This is a genomic window from Streptomyces sp. AM25 (genome assembly GCF_058146165.1).
Map to the genome: position 1 here is coordinate 67,930 of NZ_JBKIWN010000133.1, position 26,135 is coordinate 94,064.

The window sequence follows — 26,135 nt, forward strand, 5'->3', positions numbered from 1 at the left end:
CTACCTCCGGCGGAGATCCGCCACCCGCGCCGTCGACGCCTGGTCGAGGGAGACCGCGCTGCGCAGCTGCGCCCCGGGCGGGCCGCCCTGACCGGGGGCCTCCGGCCGGCCGGGGCCCAGCGGGAGACTGCGCCGCTGGCCCGGCAGGGGCGGCACGTCCCGGCGGCGGGCCGGCACCGGCTCGCCGGGCACTCCCGCCGCCGAACCCGACCCGGCACCCGGCCCGGCGACCGAGATGTGCACGCCCTGGTCGGCGAGCGCCTGGAGCTCGGTGGCGGCACGGTCGTCGTGGGCGGGGGGCTCGTCGGTCACCAGCCGGGTGATGACGTCGGTCGGCACCGTCTGGAACATCGTGTCGGTGCCCAGCTTGGTGTGGTCGGCGAGCACGACCACCTCGGCCGCGGCCTGCACCAGCGCCCGGTCCACACTGGCGGAGAGCATGTTGGACGTGGACAGCCCGCGCTCCGCGGTGAGGCCGCTCCCGGACAGGAACGCTCTGCTCACCCGCAGCCCCTGCAGGGACTGCTCGGCCCCGCTGCCCACGAGGGCGTAGTTGGAGCCGCGCAGGGTGCCGCCGGTCATGACGACCTCGACCCGGTTGGCATGGGCCAGGGCCTGGGCGACGAGCAGGGAGTTGGTGACCACGGTGAGCCCCGGCACCCGGGCGAGCCGGCGGGCCAGCTCCTGGGTGGTGGTGCCGGCACCGACGACGACGGCCTCGCCCTCCTCGACGAAGCTCGCCGCCAGATCGGCGATGGCCGTCTTCTCGGCGGTCGCTAGATGGGATTTCTGCGGGAAGCCGGACTCCCTGGTGAATCCGCCCGGCAGCACCGCACCGCCGTGCCGGCGGTCGAGCAGTCCTTCGGCCTCCAGAGCCCGCACGTCCCGCCGTACGGTCACTTCGGAGGTCTGGACGACGCGGGCGAGCTCACGGAGCGAAACCGCTCCGTTGGCCCGCACCATTTCGAGGATCAATTGACGACGTTCTGCAGCGAACACGAAACCGACAGTAACGCCAACGACCATCTGTTTTCAGCAGGTTGCAGCAATTAACGGAAGTTGTCCGCACTGCAACCCGAGAAGTGGTATGGGCCATCAAGGGCCCCGGAGTCACGCCTCCCGCTGCGTCTTCCGCGTGTGCAGCTGCCGCGCCACCTCGGCGATCGAGCCGGAGAGCGAAGGGTAGACCGTGAACGCGCTGGCGATCTGCTCCACGGTCAGGTTGTTGTCCACCGCGATCGAGATCGGGTGGATCAGCTCGCTGGCCCGCGGGGACACCACGACACCGCCCACCACGATGCCCGTGCCGGGGCGGCAGAACATCTTCACAAAACCGTCCCGGATGCCCTGCATCTTCGCTCGCGGATTGCGCAGCAACGGAAGTTTGACGACACGGGCGTCAATCAGACCGTTGTCCACGTCGGCCTGGGTGTACCCGACCGTCGCAATCTCCGGATCCGTAAATACGTTCGCGGATACCGTCTTGAGATTGAGCGGGGCCACCGCGTCGCCCAGGAAGTGGTACATCGCGATGCGGCCCTGCATCGCCGCCACGGACGCCAGCGCGAAGACCCCGGTGCAGTCGCCGGCCGCGTAGACACCCGGCGCGCTGGTCCGCGAGACCTTGTCCGTCCAGATGTGTCCGGACTCCAGGAGCCGGACCCCGGCCTCCTCCAGTCCGATCCCGGCGGTGTTCGGGATCGACCCCACGGCCATCAGGCAGTGCGTCCCGGTGATCACCCGGCCGTCGGCCAGGGTGACCTCCACCCGGTCGCCCACGCGCTTGGCCGACGCGGCGCGCGAGCGCGCCATCACGTTCATCCCGCGCCGCCGGAAGACGTCCTCCAGCACGGCGGCCGCGTCCGGGTCCTCGCCCGGCAGCACCCGGTCGCGCGAGGACACCAGCGTCACCCTGGAGCCCAGCGCCTGGTAGGCGCCCGCGAACTCGGCACCGGTGACGCCCGAGCCGACCACGATGAGCTCCTCGGGGAGCTCCTCCAGGTCGTACACCTGCGTCCAGTTCAGGATCCGCTCGCCGTCCGGCAGCGCGTCCGGGATCTCCCGCGGGTGGGCACCCGTGGCGATCAGCACGGCGTCCGCGACCAGGCTCTCCTCGGTGCCGTCGGCGGCGCGCACCACGACCGTGCGCGACCCGTCGGGCTCCCGCTGCGGCTCCAGCCGTCCGCGCCCCCGCATCACCCGGCCGCCGGCCCGCGTGACCGACGCCGTGATGTCGTGGGACTGCGCCAGCGCGAGCCGCTTCACACGGCGGTTGACCTTGCCCAGGTCGACGCCGACGACCGTGCCGTCCTCGCCGTCGCCGACGGTGATCCCCAGCTCCTCGTACGAGGAGTCGAAGTTCGTCTTCACCTCGGCCGTCGCGATGAGAGTCTTCGAGGGCACGCAGTCGGTGAGCACCGACGCCCCGCCCAGACCGTCGCAGTCGACGACGGTCACCTCCGCGCCGAGCTGAGCGGCGACGAGCGCCGCCTCGTAGCCGCCGGGTCCGCCACCGATGATCACGATCCGAGTCACGTACTCCATTGTCCCGCACCCATTCGAAGTGACTCCTTCCGGGGCCCGGTTACCCGGCCGCAGCCCGTGTCCGCGCGAGGATCCGTGCGAGGTTCGGCAGAAAATTCCGTACGAACCTCCCTTCGAGACTGCCACCCCAAATGCCGTCCCGCCTCACTCCCGTACCCTCGGAACCATGTCGCTCTACGCCGCGTACGCCGGCAACCTCGATGCGCGGCTGATGTCCCGCCGCGCCCCGCACTCACCGCTGCGCGGCACGGGCTGGCTCAACGGCTGGCGGCTGACGTTCGGCGGGGAACAGATGGGCTGGGAGGGCGCCCTCGCCACCATCGTCGAAGCCCCCCGTTCGCAGGTCTTCGTCGCCCTCTACGACATCGCTCCGATGGACGAGGACTCGATGGACCGTTGGGAGGGTGTCGGCCTCGACATCTACCGCCGGATGCGGGTGCGCGTGCACACGCTGGACGGCGAGGAGCCCGCGTGGGTCTACGTGCTCAACGGCTACGAGGGCGGGCTGCCCTCGGCCCGCTATCTGGGGGAGATCGCGGACGCGGCCGATTCGGCAGGGGCGCCGCACGACTACGTGATGGAGCTCCGCAAACGGCCCTGCTGAGCGGCCGGCGCCCCCGGGGCCGGGGCGCGCCGCCGTGACGAACGCGTCTCGTCGCAAGGCACAAAGCAACAATTGGAACTCCGTAAGCGGCGACATCTACGCGCGTAGGCAGAGAGCGGTTACCCTCGTCCGCGTGAACGCATCAGTTACCCCCCAGACCGACCCGTACGCCGCGGCCGACGCCGCCGCCGCCCGCCTCCGCGAGCTCACGGGCGCCGAGACCCACGACGTCGCCCTGGTCATGGGCTCCGGATGGGTTCCCGCCACCGAGGCCCTCGGCACCCCCGAGGCCGAGTTCGCCGTCACCGAGCTCCCGGGCTTCTCCGCCGCCGCCGTCGCCGGCCACGCGGGCACCGTGCGCTCGTACAAGATCAACGACAAGCGCGCGCTCGTCTTCCTCGGCCGCACGCACTACTACGAGGGCCGCGGCGTCGCCTCCGTCGTCCACGGCGTGCGCACCTCCGTCGCCGCGGGCTGCAAGACCGTCGTCCTCACCAACGGCTGCGGCGGCCTCCGCGAGGGCATGCGCCCGGGTCAGCCGGTGCTGATCAGCGACCACATCAACCTCACGGCGACCTCGCCGATCGTCGGCGCCAACTTCGTCGACCTGACGGACCTGTACTCCCCCCGCCTCCGCGCGCTGTGCAAGGACGTGGACGCGACCCTCGAAGAGGGCGTCTACGTCCAGTTCCCCGGCCCGCACTACGAGACCCCGGCCGAGATCAAGATGATCCGCACCCTCGGCGCGGACCTGGTCGGCATGTCCACCACCCTCGAGGCGATCGCCGCCCGCGAGGCCGGCGCCGAGGTCCTGGGCATCTCCCTCGTGACGAACCTCGCCGCGGGCATGACCGGCGAGCCGCTCAACCATGAAGAGGTCCTGCAGGCCGGCCGCGACTCGGCCGTCCAGATGGGCGAGCTCCTCGCGAAGGTGCTCCCCCGCCTCTGAGGCTCGCCGCTTTCGGCCCCTGGGGCGGTTCCACCACGGGTGGGACCGCCCCTTCCGGGCGTTCTGCGCCCGCACGTGCCCACCCACGTGAGGGGTGCGGGGCGCGACCGGCCCCGGCAGGGGGCGTAAAGGACTATTTGTGGCGGGTGCGGGGCACGCCCAAGGATGCGCCGAGGCCACAAATAGTTCAGCCCCCAGAGGGGCCGGTCGCGCCCCGCACCCCGCCCTGCCCACGCGCCCCAGGCGCACCCCGTATCGCCCCGCAACCTCCGGAGGAACCCCCGTGCAGCGAGACCTCATCGCCCAGGCCAGGACGTGGCTCGCCGAGGACCCCGACCCCGAGACCCGTGACGAGCTCGCCAAGCTCATCGACGCCGAGGACCTCACCGAGCTCGGTGCCCGCTTCGCCGGCACCCTCCAGTTCGGCACCGCCGGCCTCCGCGGCGAACTCGGCGCCGGCCCCATGCGCATGAACCGCTCCGTCGTCATCCGCGCCGCCGCCGGCCTCGCCGCGTACCTCAAGAAGCAGGGCCACGCGAACGGCACGGTCGTCGTCGGCTACGACGCCCGTTACAAGAGCGCCGACTTCGCCCGCGACACCGCCGCCGTCATGGTCGGCGCGGGCCTCGAGGCCGTGGTCATGCCGCGCCCGCTGCCCACCCCCGTCCTCGCCTTCGCGATCCGCCACCTCGGCGCCGTCGCCGGCGTCGAGGTCACCGCCAGCCACAACCCGCCCCGGGACAACGGCTACAAGGTCTACCTCGGCGACGGCTCCCAGATCGTGCCCCCGGCGGACGCCGGCATCGCCGCCGAGATCGCGGCGGTCGCGAGCCTGAACGACGTGCCGCGCCCGGACGCCGGCTGGGAGACGCTCCGCGAGGAGGACATCCTCGGCGCCTACCTGGAGCGCACCGACGCCGTCCTGACCGGTGGCTCCCCGCGTGACGCCCGCGTCGTCTACACGCCCCTGCACGGCGTCGGCCGCGACGTGCTGACCGCCGCCTTCGCCCGGGCCGGCTTCCCCGCGCCGGCCGTCGTGGCCGAGCAGGCCGAGCCGGACCCGGACTTCCCGACCGTCGCCTTCCCGAACCCCGAGGAGCCGGGCGCGATGGACCTGGCCTTCGCGACCGCCCGGGAGGCGGCGGCCCGCGGCGAGGCCCCGGACATCATCATCGCCAACGACCCCGACGCGGACCGCTGCGCGGTGGCCGTGCCGGCGGACGACACCGTCGAGGGCTGGCGCATGCTGCGCGGCGACGAGGTGGGCGCGCTGCTGGCCGAGCACCTGGTGCACAAGAACGCCGCCGGGACGTTCGCGACGACGATCGTCTCGTCGTCGCTGCTCTCCCGGATCGCCGCCGCGAGCACCGGCACGCCCTACGAGGAGACCCTCACGGGCTTCAAGTGGCTCGCCCGGGTGGACGGGCTGCGCTACGCGTACGAGGAGGCGCTGGGCTACTGCGTCGACCCGGAGGGCGTCCGCGACAAGGACGGCATCACGGCCGCGCTGCTGGTCGCCGAGCTGACCGCCGAGCTGAAGGAGCACGGCCGCACGCTGAGCGACCTGCTGGACGACCTCGCGGTCGAGCACGGGCTGCACGCCACCGACCAGCTGTCGGTGCGGGTCGAGGACCTGTCGGTCATCGCGTCGGCGATGCGGCGCCTGCGGGAGCAGCCGCCGGCGGTGCTGGCCGGGCTGCACGTGGTGTCGGCCGAGGACCTGAGCAAGGGCACGGAGTCGCTGCCGCCGACGGACGGCCTGCGGTACCACCTGGCCGGTGACGAGGCCGGGCTGGTCTCAGGGGCACGGGTGATCGTGCGGCCGAGCGGCACGGAGCCGAAGCTGAAGTGCTACCTGGAGGTCGTGGTGCCGGTGGCGGATGCCGCCGCGCTGGCCGGGGCGCGGGTGCGCGGTGGTGAGGTGCTGGCCGCGATCAAGACGGATCTGGCGCGGGCTGCCGGGATCTGACCCTGGTGGGGTGGGCCGGGGGTGGGGTGGGAGCGGGACGGGTCCTTCCGGGGACTGAACTTTTTGTGACGGTCTGTTTCCCGTGAGGGTGCCCCGCCCCCTCGCCACAAAAAGTTTTTACGTCCCTCTCCAGGACCCGTCCCGCTCCCACCCCACCCCCTCACGCCCGTACGGCGACAAGTACCGCGAACACCACCAGCCCCACGGCTGACGGCACCATCACCTCGTAGGCCCAGCGCACCGCAGGGGTACCGTCCCGGTCGGCGAACCTCTCCGCAAGCTCACGCAGATCATCGATCGCCTGGTCGGAGGGCGCCTTGCCCGGCGTCTCCGTCGGGAGGGGAAGCCCTTCCGCGGCCCCGCGGGCCGCGCGGCGCGTGGCCCGCTTCCGCTGCCGCAGCGACACGGGGATCGCCCAGAGCTGGTACTTCTTCCCGTCGGCCAGCACCTCGCTCGAGTACCCCGCGCGGATGTGCTCCACGCTCCCCCAGGGCAGGGTGATCGTGCGGAACGGGTTCCGCACCCGCAGCCGTTCCTCACCGGCCCACACCGCGGGGCGCAGCGTGAACGCGATCACCAGCGGCACCACGCACAACAGCGCGGCGAGCGCGAGCCACGGTGTGCGCCCGTGGCCGCGCAGCAGCGCGTCACCTCCGAGCCAGACGGCCAGGACCAGCAGCAGGACACCGCCGGCGATACCGGCGGGTGAGCGATAGCACCGATCCTTCGGCGGGGTACTCGTCATGGCGCCGATTCTGCCTGAGGCGTTCTATGAGCGCGGGCCCGCGGTCAGGTCGGCGTAGACGACGATGTTGTCGGGCCGGTGCCCGTCCCGCAGCGCACCGCCGCAGGTGATCACGCGCAGCTCGGGACGGTCGGTATTCCCGTAGACCTTCCGGGTCGGAAACTCCTTCTTGTCCACCTGCTCCAGTTCACGAACGCGGAAGGTGGCAGTGGACCCGTCGGCACGGTCGACGACGATCGGATCCCCGATCTTGATCTTCTCGACGTCCTTGAGCACGGCAGGCCCGTCCGCCGTGTCGAAGTGCCCGATGAGCACCGCGGGTCCGGTCTCGCCAGGAGTAACGCCCTTGTCGTACCACCCGATGCGCCCGGCCTGCGCGACGGACGGCACCTGAACAGTGCCATCGTCAGCAAGCCCGAGATCGAGGATGGGCGAGGCGTCCACGGAGGCGGCGGGTATCCGCACCCGAACGGGCTTGGAAGCCGCCATCGGGGCAAGGCTGTTGCTGGGCCGGGGAGCAGCAGTGGTGACAACTTCGGCACCGGCCTTGGGCACATGGCTGCTGCTGCACGCGGCCAGCCCACCCCCCACCACAAGGGCGAGCAGTGCGGCGGCGGGACGGCAGATCACACGAACTCCTTGCAACAGGGATGACGTAAGGGGGCGGGGCGGGAGCGGGACGGGTCCTGGAGAGGGACGTAAAAACTTTTTGTGGCAAGTGCGGGGCACCGGCCCGGGGAACAGGGCTGCCGCAAAAAGTTCAGTCCCCGGAAGGACCCGTCCCGCTCCCGCCCCGCCCCCGCCCCACGGATCAGCCGCGGACGCCCACGGCGCGACGCCGCAGCACGGTGAACGCAACACCCGCAGCGCTCACGGCGGCAAACCCGCCGATGGCCGCGGCGAGCGCCGTGTCGTTGCCCTCGCGCACCCCTTCTGCACCGGCGGCAACACCACCCTCGGGAACGGCCTTGGTCTGGGCGGCGGCATCGGAAGAGGCCAGCTGCACCGAGGCGTTGGCGGCCTTGGCGGCGGCGCCCTTGGCGCCACCAGCGGCGCACCCCTCGGGCAGCTCCGGGAAGGCGTTGGAAGAGCCACCCCAGCGTTGGCCCTCCGTCCGGGTCACGAGCTTCGGGCTGGAACCGTCGGCGCCTTCGATCCGCGCCACAAAGTTGTAGTTCCTCTCAAGCTCGGGGTGCTTGCGGTCGAGCCAGGTACCGATCTGCTCACCGTCACCCTCGTCCTTGAAGCCCGCCTTCGGTCCCTCAAGGTCGTTCATCAGCATGGCGATGGTGCCATTGCCGATGGAAACCTCCTTGGTCACACGACACTTGGCCGCGGCAGGGTCGGCCGAGGTGACAGGGCCTTGGCCGAGGCTCGGCATGTCCCACACGTAGGAGACACTGCCGTCGGCCGCATTGATCGTGATGATCCGCCCGTTGTAACGGACGGAGACATCCTCGCCGAAGACCTCCACGACCTTGCCGACCTTGCCGACCTTGCCATGGAGGACGATCTCCGCTCGGAAGTGGTCGCCCAAGCGGTAGACCGTCACGAAACTGCCGTCCGGCAGCCGACGGGTGCCGACCCGCTTGCCGCTGCCCGTGAGAACTTCGCCGCGCAGGGCGGTCAGAGTGACGTCCATCCCGTGGTACTCGACGGTCACGTCACGCCCGTTGGCAATGAACGACTTGACGACCGAGTCACCGGACATGATGTCGGCCCGGTGCCTCTCGGGGCCGGACTCGTAGACCTTGACCACGGTGCCGTCGGGGAGCGTCGTGGTCCCGTGCTCCCACCAGGTCCCGACGACCTTCTCCTGTCCCGTCTCGGTCTCGTCCTTCTCGGCACCGCCGGCCTTGGCGTCGTCCTTCGGCTTCTCCTCGGTCGCCTTGTCCGTCTTCGACGGCTCCGCAGCAGCCTGTTCGGACTTCTGCGCCTTGCCGGCGGGCGCCGGCACGGCAGGGGTGGTGACGGGGGTGGTGCCGGTACCGGCCTCAACTGCCTTGGCGGCAGGGGCAACAGGGGTGCCCGGCGCAGCAGGCGCGTCGGCGAACGCGGCGGCAGCGGGAGTGAGGACCGCGCTCGCCAGCACGGCAGACGTAACGGCGGCGCGCAGCGCGATGGGGGCACCGCCCATGCCGTTAAGGCTATGGGGGAGGCGGCGCGGGGACAGAGCAGACATGCAGGACTCCTGGCGGAACCGGGCCTGGACAGACCTAGGGCAGAAGAAGAGATAGGGATTTCGCATGCCGCTTCCCTCGGATCGGTGGAGACCGGAGAGGTCAGACGGTGTCGCTGAGAAGAACTCTATGGATCACCTGTGATCAAACTTTCTGCCCTTTGTCACGGAACATCGACAGGTAACGGAAGATCCTTCGCCACTTCCACATGAAGTCGATCAAATCCGGACAGCAGTGCAACAGGAAAGGCCGTCCGTCCCGAAGGGGTGACACGCGCTACGCGCGTAGATATGCTCATCCGGTGACCATGCCCACTGTTCCCTCATACGGCAACGAAGCCGCGGAGCGACTGGCGTCGATGGCGGACGTGACCGCCTCCGACGGTGCGCTGCGCCGCTTCCTGCACGGCCTGCCGGGCGTCGACCCGGTCGGGCTGGAAGCCCGCGCCGCGGCGCTCGGGACCCGCTCGATCAAGACGACGGCGAAGGCGTACGCCATCGACCTGGCGATCTCCATGATCGATCTGACGACCCTGGAGGGCGCGGACACCCCGGGCAAGGTCCGGGCGCTGTGCGCCAAGGCCCTCAATCCGGACCCGACCGACCGCGGTGCGCCCCGTACCGCGGCGGTCTGCGTCTACCCCGACATGGTGGCCACGGCGGCCGCGGCCGTGGCGGGCTCGGACGTCAAGGTGGCGTCCGTCGCCACCGCATTCCCGGCGGGCCGCGCCGCGCTGCCGGTGAAGCTGGCGGACACGGCCGACGCCGTCGCCGCGGGTGCGGACGAGATCGACATGGTGATCGACCGGGGCGCCTTCCTCGCCGGCCGCTACCTGTCGGTCTTCGAGGAGATCAAGGCCGTCAAGGAAGCCTGCCGCAGGCAGGACGGCACGGCCGCCCGGCTGAAGGTGATCTTCGAGACCGGCGAGCTGTCGACGTACGACAACATCCGCCGCGCCTCCTGGCTCGGCATGCTGGCCGGCGCCGACTTCATCAAGACCTCCACCGGCAAGGTCGCGGTGAACGCCACCCCGGCGAACACCCTGCTGATGCTGGAGGCCGTGCGCGACTTCCACGCCACGACGGGCGTCCAGGTCGGCGTGAAGCCGGCCGGCGGCATCCGCACGACCAAGGACGCGCTGAAGTTCCTCGTCCTCGTCAACGAGACCGTGGGTGAGGAGTGGCTGTCGAACCACTGGTTCCGCTTCGGCGCCTCCAGCCTCCTCAACGACCTGCTGATGCAGCGCCAGAAGCTGAGCACCGGGCGCTACTCCGGTCCCGACTACGTGACGGTGGACTGACCATGGCTTTCGAATACGCACCGGCGCCCGAGTCACGCGCGGTCGTCGACATCGCCCCGTCCTACGGGCTGTTCGTCGACGGCGAGTTCCGCGAGGCCTCGGACGGCAAGGTCTTCAAGACCGTCTCCCCCTCCACCGAGGAGGTCCTCTCCGAGGTCGCGCAGGCGTCGGCCGAGGACGTGGACGCGGCCGTCAAGGCCGCCCGCAAGGCCTTCGAGAAGTGGTCCGCGCTGCCGGGTTCGGAGCGCGCGAAGTACCTGTTCCGCATCGCGCGGATCATCCAGGAGCGCTCGCGCGAGCTGGCCGTACTGGAGACCCTGGACAACGGCAAGCCGATCAAGGAGACCCGCGACGCGGACCTCCCGCTGGTCGCCGCGCACTTCTTCTACTACGCGGGCTGGGCCGACAAGCTGGGCCACGCGGGCTTCGGACCGGACCCGAAGCCGCTGGGCGTGGCCGGCCAGGTCATCCCGTGGAACTTCCCGCTGCTGATGCTGGCGTGGAAGATCGCCCCGGCGCTGGCCGCGGGCAACACGGTGGTCCTCAAGCCCGCCGAGACGACCCCGCTCTCCGCGCTGTTCTTCGCGGACATCTGCCGCCAGGCGGGCCTGCCCAAGGGTGTCGTCAACATCCTGACCGGCGACGGCGCGACGGGCGCCGCGCTCGTCGCGCACGAGGGCATCGACAAGGTCGCCTTCACCGGCTCCACGGCCGTCGGCAAGGAGATCGCCCGTACCGTCGCCGGTACGGACAAGAAGCTCACGCTCGAGCTGGGCGGCAAGGGCGCCAACATCGTCTTCGACGACGCCCCGATCGACCAGGCCGTCGAGGGGATCGTCGACGGGATCTTCTTCAACCAGGGCCAGGTCTGCTGCGCGGGATCGCGCCTGCTGGTCCAGGAGTCGATCCAGGACGAGCTGCTGGACGCGCTCAAGCGGCGCATGTCCACGCTGCGCGTCGGCGACCCGCTCGACAAGAACACCGACGTCGGTGCGATCAACTCGGCCGAGCAGCTGGCCCGGATCAAGGCCCTGGCCGACAGCGGCGAGGCGGAGGGCGCCGAGCGCTGGGCCCCGGCCTGCGAACTGCCCACGTCCGGCTACTGGTTCGCGCCGACGCTCTTCACGAACGTCACGCAGGCGCACCGGATCGCCCGCGAGGAGATCTTCGGCCCGGTGCTGTCCGTGCTGACCTTCCGCACCCCCGGCGAGGCCGTCGCCAAGGCGAACAACTCGCAGTACGGCCTGTCGGCGGGCATCTGGACGGAGAAGGGTTCGCGGATGCTCGCGGTCGCGGGCAAGCTGCGTGCCGGAGTCGTCTGGGCCAACACGTTCAACAAGTTCGACCCGACCTCGCCGTTCGGCGGCTTCAAGGAGTCGGGCTTCGGCCGCGAGGGCGGCCGCCACGGTCTGGAGGCCTACCTCGATGTCTGATCGGCTCAGCGTCTTCAAGACCTACAAGCTGTTCGTCGGGGGCAAGTTCCCCCGGTCCGAGAGCGGGCGGGTGTACGAGGTGACCGACTCCAAGGGCAAGTGGCTCGCCAACGCGCCGCTCTCGTCCCGCAAGGACGGGCGGGACGCGGTCGTCGCGGCCCGCAAGGCGGCGGGCGGCTGGGCGGGTGCCACCGCCTACAACCGCGGCCAGATCCTCTACCGCATCGCCGAGATGCTGGAGGGTCGCCGCGACCAGTTCATCGGTGAAGTGGCCGATGCCGAGGGGCTGTCGAAGTCCAAGGCGGCCGCCCAGGTGGACGCGGCGATCGACCGCTGGGTCTGGTACGCGGGCTGGACGGACAAGATCGCCCAGGTCGTGGGCGGCACGAACCCGGTGGCGGGGCCGTTCTTCAACGTCTCCTCCCCGGAGCCGACCGGTGTCGTGGCCGTCGTGGCCCCGCAGGAGTCGTCGTTCCTCGGGCTGGTGTCGGTGATCGCCCCGGTGATCGCCGGCGGCAACGCCGTGATCGTGATCGCCTCCGAGGCGGCGCCGCTGCCGGCGCTGTCGCTGGGCGAGGTGCTGGCCACCTCGGACCTGCCGGGCGGTGTCGTCAACATCCTGTCCGGCAAGGCCGCGGAGATCGCTCCGTCGCTCGCCGCGCACCAGGACGTCAACGCGATCGACCTGGCCGGTGCGGACGCCGAGCTGGCCAAGGCGCTGGAGATCGCCGCGGCGGACAACCTCAAGCGCGTGCTCCGTCCACAGCCTGTGGACTGGTCCGCGGCTCCGGGCACGGACCGCCTGACGGCGTTCCTGGAGACCAAGACCGTCTGGCACCCGACGGGTTCGCTGGGCGCGGGCGGCTCGTCCTACTGACGCCCCCGCACACGGACGGATGGCGGCTCCCCGCGCGGGGAGCCGCCATCGTCGTCCGTACGGACGGGCTCAGACGTACGGACGGTCTCAGGAGCCGCCGGCCGCGGGCAGCAGGTTGGCCGCCGCACCGATCACCGGCAGGTCGCCCACGTGACCGCCCTTGGCCAGCGGGTCGGTGGCCAGCGAGGTGCCCACGGGCTTGAAGTCGGCGACCTGTGTGCGGGCGCCGTTGTCCAGCGGGTCGACGCCGGTGTTGGCCAGCGGGTCGGTCGGGAGGTTCTTGAGCACCGGCGTCAGGCCCTCGAGCGACTTCTCCAGGGCGATGTGAGTGCCTTCGACGGCCGCGAGGACGTCGGTACGGCCGAACTGGGCGCGCGCCTGTCCCGCGGCACTGGCGCCGGCCGCGCTGCCGGCGACGAGCGCGGCGCCTGCGGAAACGGTCAGCCCGACGCGCACCAGGTTGCGCGCGAAGGGCGGAGGGGGATGGGGCGCGGTACGGGCATGCCGTGCGTGCCGTGCGTGGGAGGCCATGACCACCTGCCGGGTCGGAGATTTACGTCAGCGATTGGCAACGGAACGTATCGGAGTGATGACGCTTCGCGCACGCCCCGACCCGGGGGGATCCCCCGTTCGGCCCAATGCGTCACACTGGTGTCCCGTGACTTCCTCCTGCCATCCGCGCGTCGTCCTGCTGACCGGCCCGTCCGGTTCCGGAAAGTCGTCCCTCGCCGCCCGTACCGGGCTGCCCGTGCTCAACCTCGACGACTTCTACAAGGAGGGCGACGACCCCACACTGCCGCTGCTCGCGGACGGTACGGGCACCGACTGGGACTCGCCGCGGTCGTGGGACGCGGACGCGGCCGTGGCCGCCGTCGAGGAGCTGTGCCGCACGTCCCGCACGGCGGTCCCGGTGTACGACATCTCCACCAGCTCGCGGACGGGCGAGAGCGTGCTCGACATCGGCCGCACGCCGCTGTTCATCGCCGAGGGCATCTTCGCCGCCGACATCATCGGGCGCTGCCGGGAGCTCGGCGTGCTGGCCGACGCGCTGTGCCTGCGCGGCCGTCCGTCGACGACCTTCCGCCGCCGGCTGGTGCGCGATCTGCGGGAGGCCCGCAAGCCCGTGTTCTACCTGCTCCGCCGCGGGCTGCGGCTGATGCGCAGCGAGCGCGGCATCGTGGCACGGCAGACGGCGCTGGGCGCCTTCGCCTGCGGCGGGGAGACGGCCATGGGCCGGATCGCCGCGGCGGCCGTGGGCCGGCGGGGGCCGGTGCGTGAGGCGGTGCCGGACACGAAGCCCGCCGCCACCGTCACCGGGGTGTGAACGCGGGAGCGGGCGGGCAGACCCCCCGGCTGCCCGCCCGCTCCCTTTCCCCGTACCCCCCGTTTCCCCCCTCTGTGGTTCCCCCGTGTCCCCCGTTGTCCCCAGGTCTCTCAGGCGACCAGTTCCCCGAAGCACTCCTCGACCGCGCGACCGTTGGCGATGGCCTCGTCGTCGCGCAGCCGGCGCAGCGAGCGCCAGATGCTGCTCTTGACCGTGCCGACGCTGATGTCCAGGATCTCGGCGATCTCCGGGTCCGTGCGGCCCTCGTAGTAGCGCAGGACGAGCATCGTGCGCTGCAGTTCGGGCAGTCGGGCCAGCGCCTGCCAGAGGACGGCGCGCAGTTCCGTGCCGCGCATCGCGTCGTGCTCGGCGGCGGCCTCCGGCAGTTCCTCGGTCGGGTACTCGTTGAGCTTCCGCCGGCGCCAGGCGCTGATGTGCAGGTTGGTCATGGTGCGGCGGAGGTAGCCGCCGACCGCGGCCTTGTCGGTGATCCGGTCCCAGGCGCGGTACGTGGAGAACAGTGCGCTCTGCAGCAGGTCCTCGGCCTCGTACCGGTCGCCGGTCAGGTGGTAGGCGGTCGCGTACAGGGAGGCCCGGCGCTCCTGGACGTAGGCGGTGAACTCGGCCTCCGCCCGCGAAGCGCTCTGCCGGCGTCCCCCCGTGATGTCGGTGACATCGGCCGCCGCAGCAGGCTTCTCCCCGTACGCGATTGCATCCACGGCCACCATGTACGGCGGCCGGACGCGTCCGGTGCCGCGGGAGCACCCCCGTCCTCCCACGGCCCCGGACTTCTCCGAACCCCTGCCGGCGTCGTGCAGGCGCGTGCGAACTGCGCTGGTCGTCGTCGTGGCGTGCAGGGTGTTCATCTCGCGCCCCCCGTCGTGGAGCCGGCCGGTCCGGTAGTGCTCCCGGACCTTGGTCTTGCCCGGTGCATCACAGCCTGCCGGGCCAGTTTCATCGCGTTGTCCGCCGACTGTCACAGCCCTGCAACAGGCGAAGCCGGGGTCGTGACAGGGTCCGTCTGTCGAACTACCGGCCACTCTTAGGCCAGAATGACCACCGTGCCTTTCCTGTTGCTGATCGAGGACGACGACGCCATCCGCACGGCCCTCGAAATGTCGCTGTCCCGCCAGGGTCACCGCGTGGTGACCGCGGCGAGCGGCGAGGACGGTCTGAAGCTGCTGCGCGAGCAGCGGCCGGACCTGATCGTGCTGGACGTCATGCTGCCCGGGATCGACGGCTTCGAGGTGTGCCGCCGGATCCGGCGCACCGACCAGCTGCCGATCATCCTGCTCACCGCCCGGAGCGACGACATCGACGTCGTGGTGGGCCTGGAGTCGGGCGCGGACGACTACGTGGTCAAGCCGGTGCAGGGCCGGGTGCTGGACGCCCGGATCCGGGCCGTGCTGCGCCGCGGCGAGCGGGAGTCCAGCGACTCGGCGACGTTCGGCTCGCTGGTGATCGACCGCTCCGCGATGACGGTCACCAAGAACGGCCAGGACCTCCAGCTCACGCCGACCGAGCTGCGGCTGCTGCTGGAGCTGAGCCGCCGGCCGGGGCAGGCGCTGTCCCGGCAGCAGCTGCTGCGGCTGGTCTGGGAGCACGACTACCTGGGCGACTCCCGGCTGGTGGACGCCTGCGTCCAGCGGCTGCGGGCCAAGGTCGAGGACGTGCCGTCCTCCCCCACCCTCATCCGCACGGTCCGCGGCGTCGGCTACCGCCTGGACGCCCCGCAGTGAACGAGAGCACGAACGAGAACACAGAGAGCGCACAGTGACGGACAAGCCCGGTCGGGTACGGGGCTGGGCCGCAACCAGGAACGTGCTGAAGCTCAGCGTGCGGTGGATCAGCCTGCGGCTGCGGCTGATGCTCGTCTTCGCGCTGGTCGCCCTGGCGGCCGCGGTGTCGGCGTCCGCCATCGCCTACTGGCTCAACCGTGACGCGGTCCTCACCCGGACCCAGAACGCCGCCCTGGACGACTTCCGCAAGTCCCTCCAGGACAACACCGCTTCCCTGCCGCTGCTGCCCACCTGCCCCGAACTGCAGGAGGCCGCGGACCGGATGGCGGCCACCTCGCAGAAGTACGAGGTGCTGCTGATCGGCAAGGTCAAGGGCGGCGGCGACTGCGCCGCGCCGTCCGACCGCGACCTGTTCCCGCTCAAGGTCGTGCCGCAGACCCTGGTCACGGCGGTGAACCGGGAGCGCCGGGTGGACGAGTCGAACCCGTACCCGTACCACCTGTACTGGCAGCGGATCACGCTCGGCGGGAAGCCCTATCTGGTGGGCGGCGCCAAGGTGATCGGCGGCGGGCCCACCGGGTACCTGCTGAAGTCCCTGGAGAACGAGCGCGCCGACCTCAACTCCCTTGCCTGGTCGCTCGGTATCGCCACCGGCCTGGCGCTGATCGGCTCCGCCCTGCTCGCGCAGGCCGCCGCCTCCACGGTGCTGCGGCCCGTGCAGCGGCTCGGCGAGGCTGCCCGGCGGCTCGGCGAGGGCCAGCTGGACACCCGGCTGCAGGTCTCGGGCACGGACGAACTGGCCGATCTGTCACGGACGTTCAACCGGACCGCCGAGGCGCTGCAGAAGCGCGTCGAGGAGCTCAGCGCACGCGAGGCCTCGAGCCGCCGCTTCGTCGCCGACATGTCGCACGAGCTGCGCACCCCGCTGACCGCGATCACCGCGGTGACCGAGGTGCTGGAGGACGAGGCCGACTCCCTCGACCCGATGATCGCGCCCGCGGTGCAGCTCGTGGTCAGCGAGACCCGGCGCCTGAACGACCTGGTGGAGAATCTGATGGAGGTCACCCGCTTCGACGCGGGCACGGCCCGGCTGGTCCTGGACGACGTGGACGTCGCCGACCAGGTCACCGCCTGCATCGACGCCCGTGCCTGGCTGGACGCCGTCGAACTGGACGCCGAGCGCGGCATCGTGGTCCGCCTCGACCCGCGCCGCCTGGACGTCATCCTCGCCAACCTCATCGGCAACGCCCTCAAGCACGGCGGCTCCCCGGTGCGCGTCTCCGTGCGGACCGAGGACGACTCGCTGCGCATCGACGTCCGCGACCACGGCCCCGGCATTCCGGAGGACGTGCTGCCGCACGTCTTCGACCGCTTCTACAAGGCGAGCGCCTCCCGGCCGCGCTCCGAGGGCAGCGGGCTGGGCCTGTCGATCGCCCTGGAGAACGCGCACATCCACGGCGGCAAGATCACCGCCGCCAACTCCCCCGAGGGCGGTGCCGTGTTCACGCTCACCCTGCCCCGCGACGCCTCCAGCCTCACCGAGGACGGCGAGGACGACGGCGGCACGGCGGAAGGGGGCGGGCAGTGAGACGCCGCCGCACCGCCGCCCGCACCGCCGCGCTGGCCGCCGGGCTGGCCCTGCTCGCCGGCTGCGGCATCCGCGGCACGGCCGTCCCCGTGGACGCGGGCAGCGCCCCGTCGCGCGCGACGTGTGTCGTGCGCCCCGGCGCACAGAACGCGCTGCCCACCGGAAGCGTCACCGTGTCCGTCCAACTGGTCTGCACCTCTCAGCTACTGCCCGTGACGCGCGCGGTCGTGCTCCCCGCCGCCGACGACGCCGTGCAGGTCGCCTCCGCGCTCCTGGAGGAGCTGCGCCGGCAGCCCTCGCCCGCCGAGGACGAGGCCGGATTCTCCACCTCCGTCCCCTCCAGGCTCGGCGTCGGCGCCCCGCACAAGGGCGACCCCGCCGGCACGCTGCGCCTGAACACCGCCCCCGACCAGCTGCCTCCCGTGGCCCTGGCCCAACTCGTGTGCACCTTCGGGGGCACCGCGGCGGCCGACGGCCGGGGCACCGTGATCCTGGGCGGGCCGGGGGACGACGACCCCAAGGGCTACCAGTGCACCGACGAACTGCGCACGCACCCGGAGAGCATCCGCGGAACGGGCGCCACCGTCTCTTGACGCAGCGCTGACTCTCCGTGCCCGGCAGGCGGAACCGCACGCCCCGCGCGCGGCGTCCGTAGGGGCGTGCAGCGTCATGGCTATGGCGGTACGCCCGCCCTCCGATACCGCTACCGCGTCGCGGGCTGCGTCCTCCTGGCCGCATACCTCCTCGTGCTCGGCTGGCTCGCCCTGCGCCCGCTGACCGCACCCTGGGTGACCGCCGTGCATCTGGAGCCCCTGGCCACGATCCGCGCCGACCTGGCGCTGGACCCGTGGGACGCGGCCTGGGCCATAGGAGCGGGGGTCGTGCCCTACGCGCCGCTGGGCGTGCTGCTGCCGTGGGCGGGCGGCCGGCTCGACGTGTCGCCGGTGGGCTCGCTGATGCGCACGGTCTTCACCTGCGCCATGCTCTCCCTCGCCCTGCAGGTCGTGCAGAGCGGCGTGGCCGGGCAGATCCTGGACGCCGATGCGCTGCTGCTGAACGTGGCGGGGGTGACGCTGGCGCACCTGGCGGTGGTCCCGCTGGTGCGGGCGCGGCTGCGCAGGCGGGCGGGGGCCGGCACCGGTCGCAGGGCGGACCCCGGGGGTGGACTCCGGAAGGACGCGGCCGCCCGCCGCCCCCTCCTCCGGGAGGACCGGGACCGGAGCCTGACCCCTACGATGCCCAGGGTCGGGATCGCCCCGTAGAGTGACGCTTTGCTCAGGATCGCGCCCGTAGCGTGGTGGATGTCGGGAAACGTTCCCGCACTGTCCCCCATAGCCCTGAACGGGCATGGGGGGGGGATCCCCACTCGCGAGGAGTCCGTCATGTCCGCCCCGCTGGTCCGCCCCCGTCACCACAGGATGATCGCCGGAGTCTGCGCGGGCCTGGCCCAGCGGTTCGGCACGTCCCGCACGACGATGCGGGTGCTGTTCCTGCTGTCGTGCCTGCTGCCCGGCCCGCAGTTCCTGCTCTACCTCGCGCTGTGGATCCTGCTGCCCTCGGAAGGGGACAAGGAGTCCTCCGCCTGGTGACCCGTGACCGCACACGAACGCGCGACGGCCGCGCGCCCGGGACCCGCCGGGTGCGCGGCCGTCGCGCTGTTCTTCAGTCCTGCCGTCAGCGGCCGAGCGAGAGGCCCTTGGCCGGGATCACCCCGGGAGGCACCAGGCCGAGCAGGCCCTTGTTGCCCTTGTTGTCCATGGGGTGCAGGTTGCGGTCGAGCTTGTTGTCCATGGCCATGTCCGCCGCCCTGCCCACCTGCTGCGGCAGGTGCGAGTTCATCACCTCGTCCGTGCTGCGGACGACCGGGCCGCCCGCGGGCACCAACTGGCCGACCTGCTGGGCGGGAACGGTCTGCCACGCCGTGACGGCGGTGTCGGCGGCCGACTCTACGACTCCGGTGGCCGCGGACGCGGTGCCGGCCCCGGCGGCCGCGACGAAAACACCGAGCGCGGCGGCACCGAGAATCTTGAGGGATCCTGGCTTCATCTGAATTCTGTCCTCGCGACGGGGGAACGGGGATATGTGCAGCGGCACTGCAACCTAGCCACGAGAACGAGTGGGCCGCAATAGACGACACGGCCGGGACCCGATGAAGTCCCGGCCGTGTCCGCGGTATTCGGCTGTCTTGCGCAAGAGGCTCCGACCGGCGGCCGAACCACAGGTCAGACGCTTTCCGGTGGCGGCTTAACGGAACAGCCACTCGGCCTTGAGCTCGGCGTATCCCGGCTTGATCACATCGTTGATCATGGCCAGACGTTCATCGAATGGGATGAAGGCGCTCTTCATCGCATTGACGGTGAACCACTGCATGTCGTCGAGCGAATAGCCGAAGGCCTTGACCAGGTGCTCGAATTCGCGGCTCATGCTGGTACCGCTCATCAGACGATTATCGGTATTCACCGTGAGCCGGAAGTGCAGCTTGCGGAGCAGACCGATCGGGTGCTGCTCGTACGAAGCAGCTGCCGCCGTCTGGAGGTTGGAGGTCGGGCACATCTCCAGCGGGATGCGCTTGTCCCGCACGTACGAGGCCAGCCGGCCGAGCCTGGCACTGCCGTCCTCGGCGATCTCGATGTCGTCGATGATCCGCACGCCGTGGCCGAGCCGGTCGGCGCCGCACCACTGCAGGGCCTGCCAGATCGACGGCAGGCCGAAGGCCTCGCCGGCGTGGATCGTGAAGTGGTTGTTCTCGCGCTTCAGGTACTCGAAGGCGTCGAGGTGGCGGGTGGGCGGGAAGCCCGCCTCGGCGCCCGCGATGTCGAAGCCGACGACGCCGGAGTCCCGGTAGCGGTTGGCCAGTTCGGCGATCTCCAGGGCGCGGGCGGCGTGCCGCATGGCGGTGAGCAGCGCGCCGACGCGGATGCGGTGGCCGTTCTCCTTGGCGCGCCGCTCGCCCTGGCGGAAGCCCTCGTTGACGGCCTCGACGACCTCTTCGAGGGTGAGCCCGGCCTCCAGGTGCTGCTCGGGGGCGTAGCGCACCTCGGCGTAGACGACGCCGTCCGCGGCGAGGTCCTCGGCGCACTCGGCGGCGACCCGGACCAGCGCGTCCCGCGTCTGCATGACGGCGCAGGTGTGCGCGAACGTCTCCAGATAGCGCTCCAGCGAACCGGAGTCGGCGGCCTCCCGGAACCAGACGCCCAGCTTGTCCGGGTCCGTCTCGGGAAGCTTGTCGTAGCCCGTCTCGCGGGCGAGATCGACGACCGTGCCGGGGCGGAGCCCACCGTCGAGGTGGTCGTGGAGCAGCACCTTCGGCGCGCGACGGATCTGCTCGGGAGTCGGCAGGGTGGTCGGTTGGGAGTGGGTCTCGCTCGTCATTTCGGCACTGTAGCCCCTACGCGCGTAGATGTCGGCGAACGATACGGAACGGTGACCCGACGGCCGGGTGGACACGGCCCGGCCTTCTGCCATCGTTGTCTGCCATGGCTCAGGAAGCGCTGTCGGGAGAACGGGCGGGGGCGCCCCGGCTCGGAAAGCCGCTCGGCGCCGGAGGCTCCGGAACCGCCGAGGACGCCGTGCACGCGGCGGCCCTGCTGCTGCCCGCGGGCCGGGCCGCCGGGGGGCGCCGCCCCTCGCCCCTCGCGCTCGCCGCCCAGCGGCCGTTGGCCCGCCGGCTGGCCCGGGCGGCCGGGGCGGACGGCCTCGTCACCCATGTCGTGCGGTACCGCCGCGCGGGCTGGAACGGCGGCTCCGCGGACCCGGTCCACGACGTGGCGTGGGCGGCCGGGGAGGTGCTGCGGCGCTACGGGGACGTACCGGTGTGCCTGATCGGTACGGGCATGGGCGCCCGGGCCGCACTGCGGGCGGCCGGGCACCCGGCCGTGACGGCGGTGCTGGCCCTGGCGCCGTGGCTGCCGGACCCGGAGGCGGTGCTGGACCCGGACCCGGTACGGCAGTTGGCCGGGCGGCGGGTGCTGCTGGTGCACGGCACCAACGACACGCGCACGGACCCGGATCTGTCGTTCCGGCTGGCGGAGCGGGCGAAGAAGGTCAACCGCGACGTGTGCCGCTTCGAGGTCCACTCGGACGGCCACGCCCTCGCCGAGCACCGCCCCGAAGTCCTCGCCCTGGCGGCCGACTTCGTCCGCGGCTCACTCTTCGGCCACCCGTACGCCCGCCCCCTCACGGACGCCCTGGCGGCTCCGCCGCCGCTGGGGCTGCGCATGCCGCTGGCCGCCGGCTTCGGGGAGTCGTTGCGGTACTGACGGTTGGTTCGGCACCGCCGGACCGGTTGTCGGTGGTTGCTCACCGTTGCGGCGGAGTCATAGAGGCAGGGCAGCCTCTATGACTCCGCCGCAACGGCGCTCGGCCCACGGCTGCGTGACCGGCGGTGCCGGACCGGGCGCAGGCCCGCGCAACGTCACCGGTGCAGCAACTGCCCCCTGCGGGACAGCAGGAACCGTTTGAACGCGGCCACCGGCGGCGTGTCCGGGTGGCCGTCCAGCCACGCCACCCCGATCTCCCGTACCGCGCGCGGAGCGGTCACCGTGAGTTCCACGATGCCGGGACGCGGCACGGCCGGCGGTGGGAGCAGGGCGACGCCCAGGCCCGCGGCCACCAGGCCGCGCAGCGTCTCCGGGTCCTCGCCCTCGAACGCCACCTTCGGTGCGAAACCGGCCTCCGCGCACAGCGCGTCCGTGATGCGCCGCAGCCCGTATCCCGGTTCCAGGGTGACGAAGAGCTCGGCCGACGCCTCGGCGAGGCGCACGCGTCTGCGGGCGGCCAGCCGGTGGTCGTCGGGGACGACGAGCCGCAGCTTCTGCTCGTCGAGCCGGCGCGCCACCAGGTCCGGCGCGTCCGGCACCGGCGAGGTCAGGCACAGGTCGAGCCCGCCGTCGCGGAGCCGTTCCAGCATGGCCTCGCCGTAGTTCTGGACGAGTTGGAAGCGCACCCGCGGGTGGTCGGCGCGGAAGGCGCGGATGAGTCCGGGTACGGTCTCGGAGCCCATCGTGTGCAGGAAGCCGAAGGCGATCTTGCCGGAGGCGGGGTCCGCGTCCTCGCGCAGGGTCTCGGCGGCGCGGTCGACCTCGTACAGGGCACGCTCGACGGAGCCGAGGAAGGCGCGGCCCGCGGCGGTGAGCGAGACGGTGCGCCCGTGGCGGGCGAACAGCGCGACGCCCAGGTCGTGTTCGAGGCGGGCCATCGAGCGGCTGAGCGTGGACTGCGGCATGTCCAGCTGGTGCGCAGCGCGCGTCACGTGTTCCTGGCGGGCGACGGCGACGAACTGCGCGAGGCGCGGAGTCAGCGCCGCCGCCCACGAGTCGGCCTCGACGTCGACTGTTGCAGGGATGTCTTTTTCGTTGCCACGCGGTGACAGGGACCGCGCTGACCTCGGCTCATGCAGCACAGCATCGATTATCCCCATTCTGTGCATTGGACGCATGAGATGCAGGGTGCAATGTTTGAGGCATGCCTCCCGCCGATACCGGGGCATCCGCCGCCATAGCGCGTCCGGATGCCGCTGCCCAGCCGTCCCCCGCCGCCTCCACCGACACCCGGCTGACCCCCGGCGGGCCCGGCTACCGCCGGATGAGCTTCTCGCTCTTCGCCGCAGGTGTCGCCACGTTCGCCCTCCTCTACTCCACGCAGGCGCTGCTGCCCGCGATCTCCGACGACCTCGGGGTGACGCCGGACCGGGCGAGCTGGACCGTCTCCGCCGCGACCGGCGGACTGGCCGTCGCCGTCGTCCCGCTCAGCGCGCTCTCCGAGCGCTTCGGGCGGCGCACGATGATGACCGCGGGGCTGTGCGTCGCCGCGCTGCTGGCGCTGCTGGTGCCGCTGGCTCCGGGCCTGGGGTGGCTGGTCGCGCTGCGCGCCGTGCAGGGTGCGGCGCTGGCCGGGGTGCCGGCGTCGGCGATGGCGTACCTGGCGGAGGAGGTGCGGCCGAAGGCGCTGGTCGGTGCGATCGGGCTGTTCGTGGCCGGCAATGCGATCGGCGGCATGACCGGCCGCATCCTGGCCGGCTGGGTGACGCAGGCCTGGGGCTGGCGGGCGGGCCTGGCCGCCGTCGGCGCCCTGGCGGTGGTGTGCGCGCTGGCGTTCCGCGTCCTGGTGCCCCGGGCCCGGCACTTCGCGCCGGCCCCGCTGTCGGTGCGCAACCTGGCCCGTACGCTCGGGACGCACCTGTCGGACCCGCTGCTGTGCCGGCTGTACGCGATCGGCGCGCTCTTCATGACCGTCTTCGGCGCGGTCTACACGGTCGTCGGCTACCGCCTGGCGGCGGCCCCGTTCTCGCTGCCGCAGGGCGTGGTGGGCTCGATCTTCCTGGTCTACCTGGTCGGCACGGCCTCGTCGGCGGCGGCCGGCAAGCTGGTGGGCCGGCTGGGCCGGCGGGGTGCGCTGTACCTGGCGCTGGGCACGACGTCGCTGGGTCTGCTGCTGACGCTGAGCAGTTCACTGCCGGCGGTGCTGGCCGGGCTGATCCTCATCACGGCCGGCTTCTTCGCGGGCCACGCGGTGGCGAGTTCCTCGGTGAGCCGCACGGCGAAGACGGGCCGCGCCCAGGCCTCGGCCCTGTACCAGACGGCGTACTACGCGGGCAGCTCGGTGGGCGGCGCACTGGGCGCAACGGCCTTCCGCGAGGCGGGCTGGGACGGCACGGTGGTCCTGGGCCTGCTGGCGATGGTGGGTGCGGCTGCGGTCACCCTGTACGCGACCCGGAAGGCGCTCGTGGAGCGGCGGTTGGCGATGCGGGCGTAGGGCGCCGCGCCACAGAACCCGAAGGGCCCGCCCCGCCACCTGTCCTGGTGGGGGCGGGCCCTTCGCTGTCAGGTGGCGGGGAAAGTGCCGGTGTCGATCACGAGGTCGAACGGTTCGGGGAGGTGGATCTCATCGCCGAACTTCCCGGCCTGCAGGATTCGGTAGACATCGTCCTTCGGCTCGCCGTACAGCGTGATGGTCGGTCCGCCTTGTGCCCACCTGTCGACAAGGAGATAGAGGGGTGCTCCAGCGTGCGCATACGCCGCAGGCTTGCTGACCCGGTCGTGCCGGAGGCTGGACTTCGACGTGATCTCCGCGACGAACGCCGAGGCAGCCGCGGGAATGTACTGCTCGGACTCGGACAGCTCAAGGAGTTCGGACTCCGGCGCCACCACCAGGTCGGGGATGAACAAGCCACTGCGCGACGGCACAGAGACCGCGAGCGTCTGATAGATCCCCCAGTCCTCCGGAATCACCGTGTAGAGGGAGCGCTGAAGCTTTCCTGCGATGACGTTGTGCCTGTTGGCAGGCGCTGGTGACACGGTGATGATCCCCTCGATGATCTCCACCTTGCAGCCCTCGGGCGCATCCGTCTCTTCCCAGATGCGGACGAGCTCGTCCCACTCGGGGCCGGGGCCCTGCGAGTAGTCCATGGGGAGTGCGCTCACGGCGGTCTCCTTGTGTCGGAACATCACCGATCCCAGCATGACGAACGGGACCGGCGGAGGTCCACCGATCCCGTTCACCCGTACGAGCAGCGTCGGTTATGCGATCCGCCCCATCACGATCGGGTTCGGCGTGAACGCCGTCCCCGCGGCGGCGATCTCCACGCCACCGTCCAGCGCGGCGAGCGCATAGTCGAACTTCTCCGGCGTGTCCGTGTGCAGCGTCATCAGCGGCTGCCCCGCCACGACGGAGTCGCCCGGCTTGGCGTGCATCTCGATGCCCGCGCCGGCCTGCACCGGGTCCTCCTTGCGGGCGCGGCCCGCGCCCAGGCGCCAGGCCGAGACGCCCACGGCGTAGGCGTCCAGCTTGGTGAGGACGCCCGTCGAGGCGGCCTTCACCACGTGCTGCTCCCGGGCCACCGGAAGCACGGCGTCCGGGTCGCCGCCCTGGGCGATGATCATGCGGCGCCAGTGGTCCATGGCGGAGCCGTCGGCCAGGGCCTTGGCCGGGTCGGCGTCCTTCACGCCCGCCGCGTCGAGCATCTCGCGCGCCAGGGCGATGGTCAGCTCGACGACGTCCGCCGGGCCGCCGCCCGCGAGGACCTCGACGGACTCGCGGACCTCGAGCGCGTTGCCCGCGGTGAGGCCGAGCGGGGTGGACATGTCGGTGAGCAGCGCGACCGTCCTGACACCGTGGTCGGTGCCCAGGCCCACCATGGTGGAGGCGAGCTCGCGCGCGTCCTCGATGTTCTTCATGAAGGCGCCGGAGCCGACCTTCACGTCCAGGACCAGCGAGCCGGTGCCCTCGGCGATCTTCTTCGACATGATCGAGCTGGCGATCAGCGGGATCGCCTCGACCGTGCCGGTCACGTCGCGCAGCGCGTACAGCTTCTTGTCCGCCGGCGCCAGGCCGTCGCCCGCCGCGCAGATGACGGAGCCCACGTTGCGCAGGACGTCCATCATCTCGTCGTTGGAGAGCAGGGCCCGCCAGCCGGGGATGGACTCGAGCTTGTCGAGGGTGCCGCCGGTGTGGCCGAGGCCGCGGCCGGACAGCTGCGGGACGGCGGCGCCGCACGCGGCGACGAGCGGGGCCAGCGGCAGGGTGATCTTGTCGCCGACGCCGCCGGTCGAGTGCTTGTCGGCGGTGGGCAGCGGCAGCGAGGAGAAGTCCATGCGCTCGCCGCTCTTGATCATCGCGGCGGTCCAGCGGGCGATCTCCGCCCGGTCCATGCCGTTGAGCAGGATGGCCATCGCGAGGGCGGACATCTGCTCGTCGGCGACCTCACCGCGCGTGTACGCGTCGATGATCCAGTCGATCTGCTCGTCGTTCAGGCGGCCGCGATCACGCTTGGTGCGGATGACGGAAATGGCGTCCATCGGCAGTGCTTCCTTACGTCATGGGTGCTCGAACGCCGAACGGGCCGGTCGTGGTTCCTCCCAGCCCGTCAGGCGTTCGATGACATTG

General features: G+C 71.6%; 26 protein-coding genes. 14 read left to right on the plus strand and 12 right to left on the minus strand.

Features of this window, described 5'->3' with window-relative positions; all coding sequences use genetic code 11:
• Positions 1–963, minus strand: coding sequence for a DeoR/GlpR family DNA-binding transcription regulator (locus ACLHRZ_RS37650; protein ID WP_490423358.1), 963 nt, complete (start codon positions 961–963; stop codon positions 1–3).
• A gap of 147 nt (positions 964–1,110) precedes the next feature.
• Positions 1,111–2,544, minus strand: a complete 1,434-nt coding sequence (locus tag ACLHRZ_RS37655; protein ID WP_490423084.1) for an NAD(P)H-quinone dehydrogenase — start codon at positions 2,542–2,544, stop codon at positions 1,111–1,113.
• A gap of 166 nt (positions 2,545–2,710) precedes the next feature.
• Here ACLHRZ_RS37655 and ACLHRZ_RS37660 point away from each other — a divergent pair, with 166 nt between their 5' ends.
• The 3 genes from ACLHRZ_RS37660 to ACLHRZ_RS37670 all read left to right on the plus strand — a co-directional run bounded on the left by ACLHRZ_RS37660 (position 2,711) and on the right by ACLHRZ_RS37670 (position 6,066).
• On the plus strand, positions 2,711–3,148 hold the full coding sequence (locus ACLHRZ_RS37660) for a gamma-glutamylcyclotransferase family protein (protein ID WP_490423085.1): 438 nt from the start codon (positions 2,711–2,713) through the stop codon (positions 3,146–3,148).
• Between the two features lie 133 nt (positions 3,149–3,281).
• Positions 3,282–4,097 (plus strand): purine-nucleoside phosphorylase, encoded by an 816-nt coding sequence (locus ACLHRZ_RS37665; protein WP_490423086.1) that lies wholly within the window; start codon positions 3,282–3,284, stop codon positions 4,095–4,097.
• Positions 4,098–4,380: 283 nt separating this feature from the next.
• Positions 4,381–6,066 carry a phospho-sugar mutase gene (locus ACLHRZ_RS37670; RefSeq protein ID WP_490423087.1) on the plus strand — a complete coding sequence of 562 codons (1,686 nt, stop codon included), beginning with the start codon at positions 4,381–4,383 and terminating at the stop codon, positions 6,064–6,066.
• Between the two features lie 160 nt (positions 6,067–6,226).
• Here the strand turns inward: ACLHRZ_RS37670 and ACLHRZ_RS37675 are convergent, their stop codons facing one another.
• The 3 genes from ACLHRZ_RS37675 to ACLHRZ_RS37685 all read right to left on the minus strand — a co-directional run bounded on the left by ACLHRZ_RS37675 (position 6,227) and on the right by ACLHRZ_RS37685 (position 8,948).
• The gene (locus ACLHRZ_RS37675) at positions 6,227–6,811 is read right to left on the minus strand and encodes a PH domain-containing protein (protein WP_490423088.1); all 585 of its coding nucleotides are present in this window, start codon (positions 6,809–6,811) and stop codon (positions 6,227–6,229) included.
• A gap of 24 nt (positions 6,812–6,835) precedes the next feature.
• A complete protein-coding gene (locus ACLHRZ_RS37680) occupies positions 6,836–7,441 on the minus strand; it encodes a class F sortase (RefSeq protein WP_490423089.1) in 606 nt (201 codons plus the stop codon).
• A 181-nt stretch (positions 7,442–7,622) separates the two neighbouring features.
• Positions 7,623–8,948: a hypothetical protein gene (locus ACLHRZ_RS37685; protein WP_490423090.1), complete on the minus strand. Its 1,326-nt coding sequence runs from the start codon at positions 8,946–8,948 to the stop codon at positions 7,623–7,625.
• A gap of 350 nt (positions 8,949–9,298) precedes the next feature.
• On the opposite strand from ACLHRZ_RS37685, the gene deoC reads away from it, so the two are divergent.
• Genes deoC through ACLHRZ_RS37700 form a run of 3 tightly spaced genes read left to right on the plus strand, consistent with a single transcriptional unit; the run spans position 9,299 to position 12,601 of the window.
• Positions 9,299–10,291 carry a deoxyribose-phosphate aldolase gene (gene deoC, locus ACLHRZ_RS37690; RefSeq protein ID WP_490423359.1) on the plus strand — a complete coding sequence of 331 codons (993 nt, stop codon included), beginning with the start codon at positions 9,299–9,301 and terminating at the stop codon, positions 10,289–10,291.
• Positions 10,292–10,293: 2 nt separating this feature from the next.
• On the plus strand, positions 10,294–11,724 hold the full coding sequence (locus ACLHRZ_RS37695; protein WP_490423091.1) for an aldehyde dehydrogenase family protein: 1,431 nt from the start codon (positions 10,294–10,296) through the stop codon (positions 11,722–11,724).
• Complete coding sequence (locus tag ACLHRZ_RS37700; RefSeq protein ID WP_490423092.1) at positions 11,717–12,601, plus strand: aldehyde dehydrogenase family protein; 885 nt, start codon at positions 11,717–11,719, stop codon at positions 12,599–12,601. Before ACLHRZ_RS37695 ends, ACLHRZ_RS37700 begins: the two co-directional genes overlap by 8 nt.
• Before the next feature lie 87 nt (positions 12,602–12,688).
• Here the strand turns inward: ACLHRZ_RS37700 and ACLHRZ_RS37705 are convergent, their stop codons facing one another.
• On the minus strand, positions 12,689–13,132 hold the full coding sequence (locus ACLHRZ_RS37705; protein WP_490423093.1) for a hypothetical protein: 444 nt from the start codon (positions 13,130–13,132) through the stop codon (positions 12,689–12,691).
• 58 nt (positions 13,133–13,190) lie between these two features.
• Between ACLHRZ_RS37705 and ACLHRZ_RS37710 the strand changes: the two genes are divergently transcribed.
• Positions 13,191–13,925 carry a uridine kinase family protein gene (locus ACLHRZ_RS37710; protein ID WP_490423094.1) on the plus strand — a complete coding sequence of 245 codons (735 nt, stop codon included), beginning with the start codon at positions 13,191–13,193 and terminating at the stop codon, positions 13,923–13,925.
• A gap of 110 nt (positions 13,926–14,035) precedes the next feature.
• Here ACLHRZ_RS37710 and ACLHRZ_RS37715 read toward each other — a convergent pair whose 3' ends face one another.
• A complete protein-coding gene (locus ACLHRZ_RS37715; protein ID WP_490423095.1) occupies positions 14,036–14,791 on the minus strand; it encodes a SigE family RNA polymerase sigma factor in 756 nt (251 codons plus the stop codon).
• A gap of 195 nt (positions 14,792–14,986) precedes the next feature.
• On the opposite strand from ACLHRZ_RS37715, the gene afsQ1 reads away from it, so the two are divergent.
• The 5 genes from afsQ1 to ACLHRZ_RS37740 all read left to right on the plus strand — a co-directional run bounded on the left by afsQ1 (position 14,987) and on the right by ACLHRZ_RS37740 (position 18,841).
• Positions 14,987–15,664: a two-component system response regulator AfsQ1 gene (gene afsQ1, locus ACLHRZ_RS37720; RefSeq protein ID WP_171079808.1), complete on the plus strand. Its 678-nt coding sequence runs from the start codon at positions 14,987–14,989 to the stop codon at positions 15,662–15,664.
• A gap of 34 nt (positions 15,665–15,698) precedes the next feature.
• Entirely contained in the window at positions 15,699–17,252 is a 1,554-nt protein-coding gene (locus tag ACLHRZ_RS37725) for an ATP-binding protein (protein ID WP_490423096.1), read from the plus strand.
• Complete coding sequence (locus tag ACLHRZ_RS37730) at positions 17,249–17,845, plus strand: hypothetical protein (RefSeq protein WP_490423097.1); 597 nt, start codon at positions 17,249–17,251, stop codon at positions 17,843–17,845. The genes ACLHRZ_RS37725 and ACLHRZ_RS37730 overlap by 4 nt, the downstream gene beginning before the upstream one ends.
• Positions 17,846–17,911: 66 nt before the next feature.
• Entirely contained in the window at positions 17,912–18,514 is a 603-nt protein-coding gene (locus tag ACLHRZ_RS37735; RefSeq protein WP_490423098.1) for a VanZ family protein, read from the plus strand.
• A 120-nt stretch (positions 18,515–18,634) separates the two neighbouring features.
• Positions 18,635–18,841 (plus strand): PspC domain-containing protein, encoded by a 207-nt coding sequence (locus tag ACLHRZ_RS37740; RefSeq protein WP_490423099.1) that lies wholly within the window; start codon positions 18,635–18,637, stop codon positions 18,839–18,841.
• Positions 18,842–18,926: 85 nt separating this feature from the next.
• Here the strand turns inward: ACLHRZ_RS37740 and ACLHRZ_RS37745 are convergent, their stop codons facing one another.
• Positions 18,927–19,298, minus strand: a complete 372-nt coding sequence (locus ACLHRZ_RS37745; protein WP_490423100.1) for a hypothetical protein — start codon at positions 19,296–19,298, stop codon at positions 18,927–18,929.
• A gap of 198 nt (positions 19,299–19,496) precedes the next feature.
• A complete protein-coding gene (locus tag ACLHRZ_RS37750; RefSeq protein WP_490423101.1) occupies positions 19,497–20,624 on the minus strand; it encodes an adenosine deaminase in 1,128 nt (375 codons plus the stop codon).
• A gap of 104 nt (positions 20,625–20,728) precedes the next feature.
• Here ACLHRZ_RS37750 and ACLHRZ_RS37755 point away from each other — a divergent pair, with 104 nt between their 5' ends.
• Positions 20,729–21,511: an alpha/beta hydrolase gene (locus tag ACLHRZ_RS37755; RefSeq protein WP_490423102.1), complete on the plus strand. Its 783-nt coding sequence runs from the start codon at positions 20,729–20,731 to the stop codon at positions 21,509–21,511.
• Between the two features lie 155 nt (positions 21,512–21,666).
• Here ACLHRZ_RS37755 and ACLHRZ_RS37760 read toward each other — a convergent pair whose 3' ends face one another.
• Positions 21,667–22,653, minus strand: a complete 987-nt coding sequence (locus ACLHRZ_RS37760) for a LysR family transcriptional regulator (protein WP_490423103.1) — start codon at positions 22,651–22,653, stop codon at positions 21,667–21,669.
• A gap of 62 nt (positions 22,654–22,715) precedes the next feature.
• On the opposite strand from ACLHRZ_RS37760, the gene ACLHRZ_RS37765 reads away from it, so the two are divergent.
• A complete protein-coding gene (locus tag ACLHRZ_RS37765) occupies positions 22,716–24,005 on the plus strand; it encodes an MFS transporter (RefSeq protein ID WP_490423104.1) in 1,290 nt (429 codons plus the stop codon).
• A gap of 68 nt (positions 24,006–24,073) precedes the next feature.
• On the opposite strand, the gene ACLHRZ_RS37770 is transcribed toward ACLHRZ_RS37765, so the two are convergent.
• Together ACLHRZ_RS37770 and ACLHRZ_RS37775 are read right to left on the minus strand one after the other, a co-directional pair.
• A complete protein-coding gene (locus tag ACLHRZ_RS37770; protein WP_490423105.1) occupies positions 24,074–24,673 on the minus strand; it encodes a Uma2 family endonuclease in 600 nt (199 codons plus the stop codon).
• Between the two features lie 96 nt (positions 24,674–24,769).
• A complete protein-coding gene (locus ACLHRZ_RS37775) occupies positions 24,770–26,053 on the minus strand; it encodes a thymidine phosphorylase (RefSeq protein ID WP_490423360.1) in 1,284 nt (427 codons plus the stop codon).
• Positions 26,054–26,135: the final 82 nt, after the last annotated feature.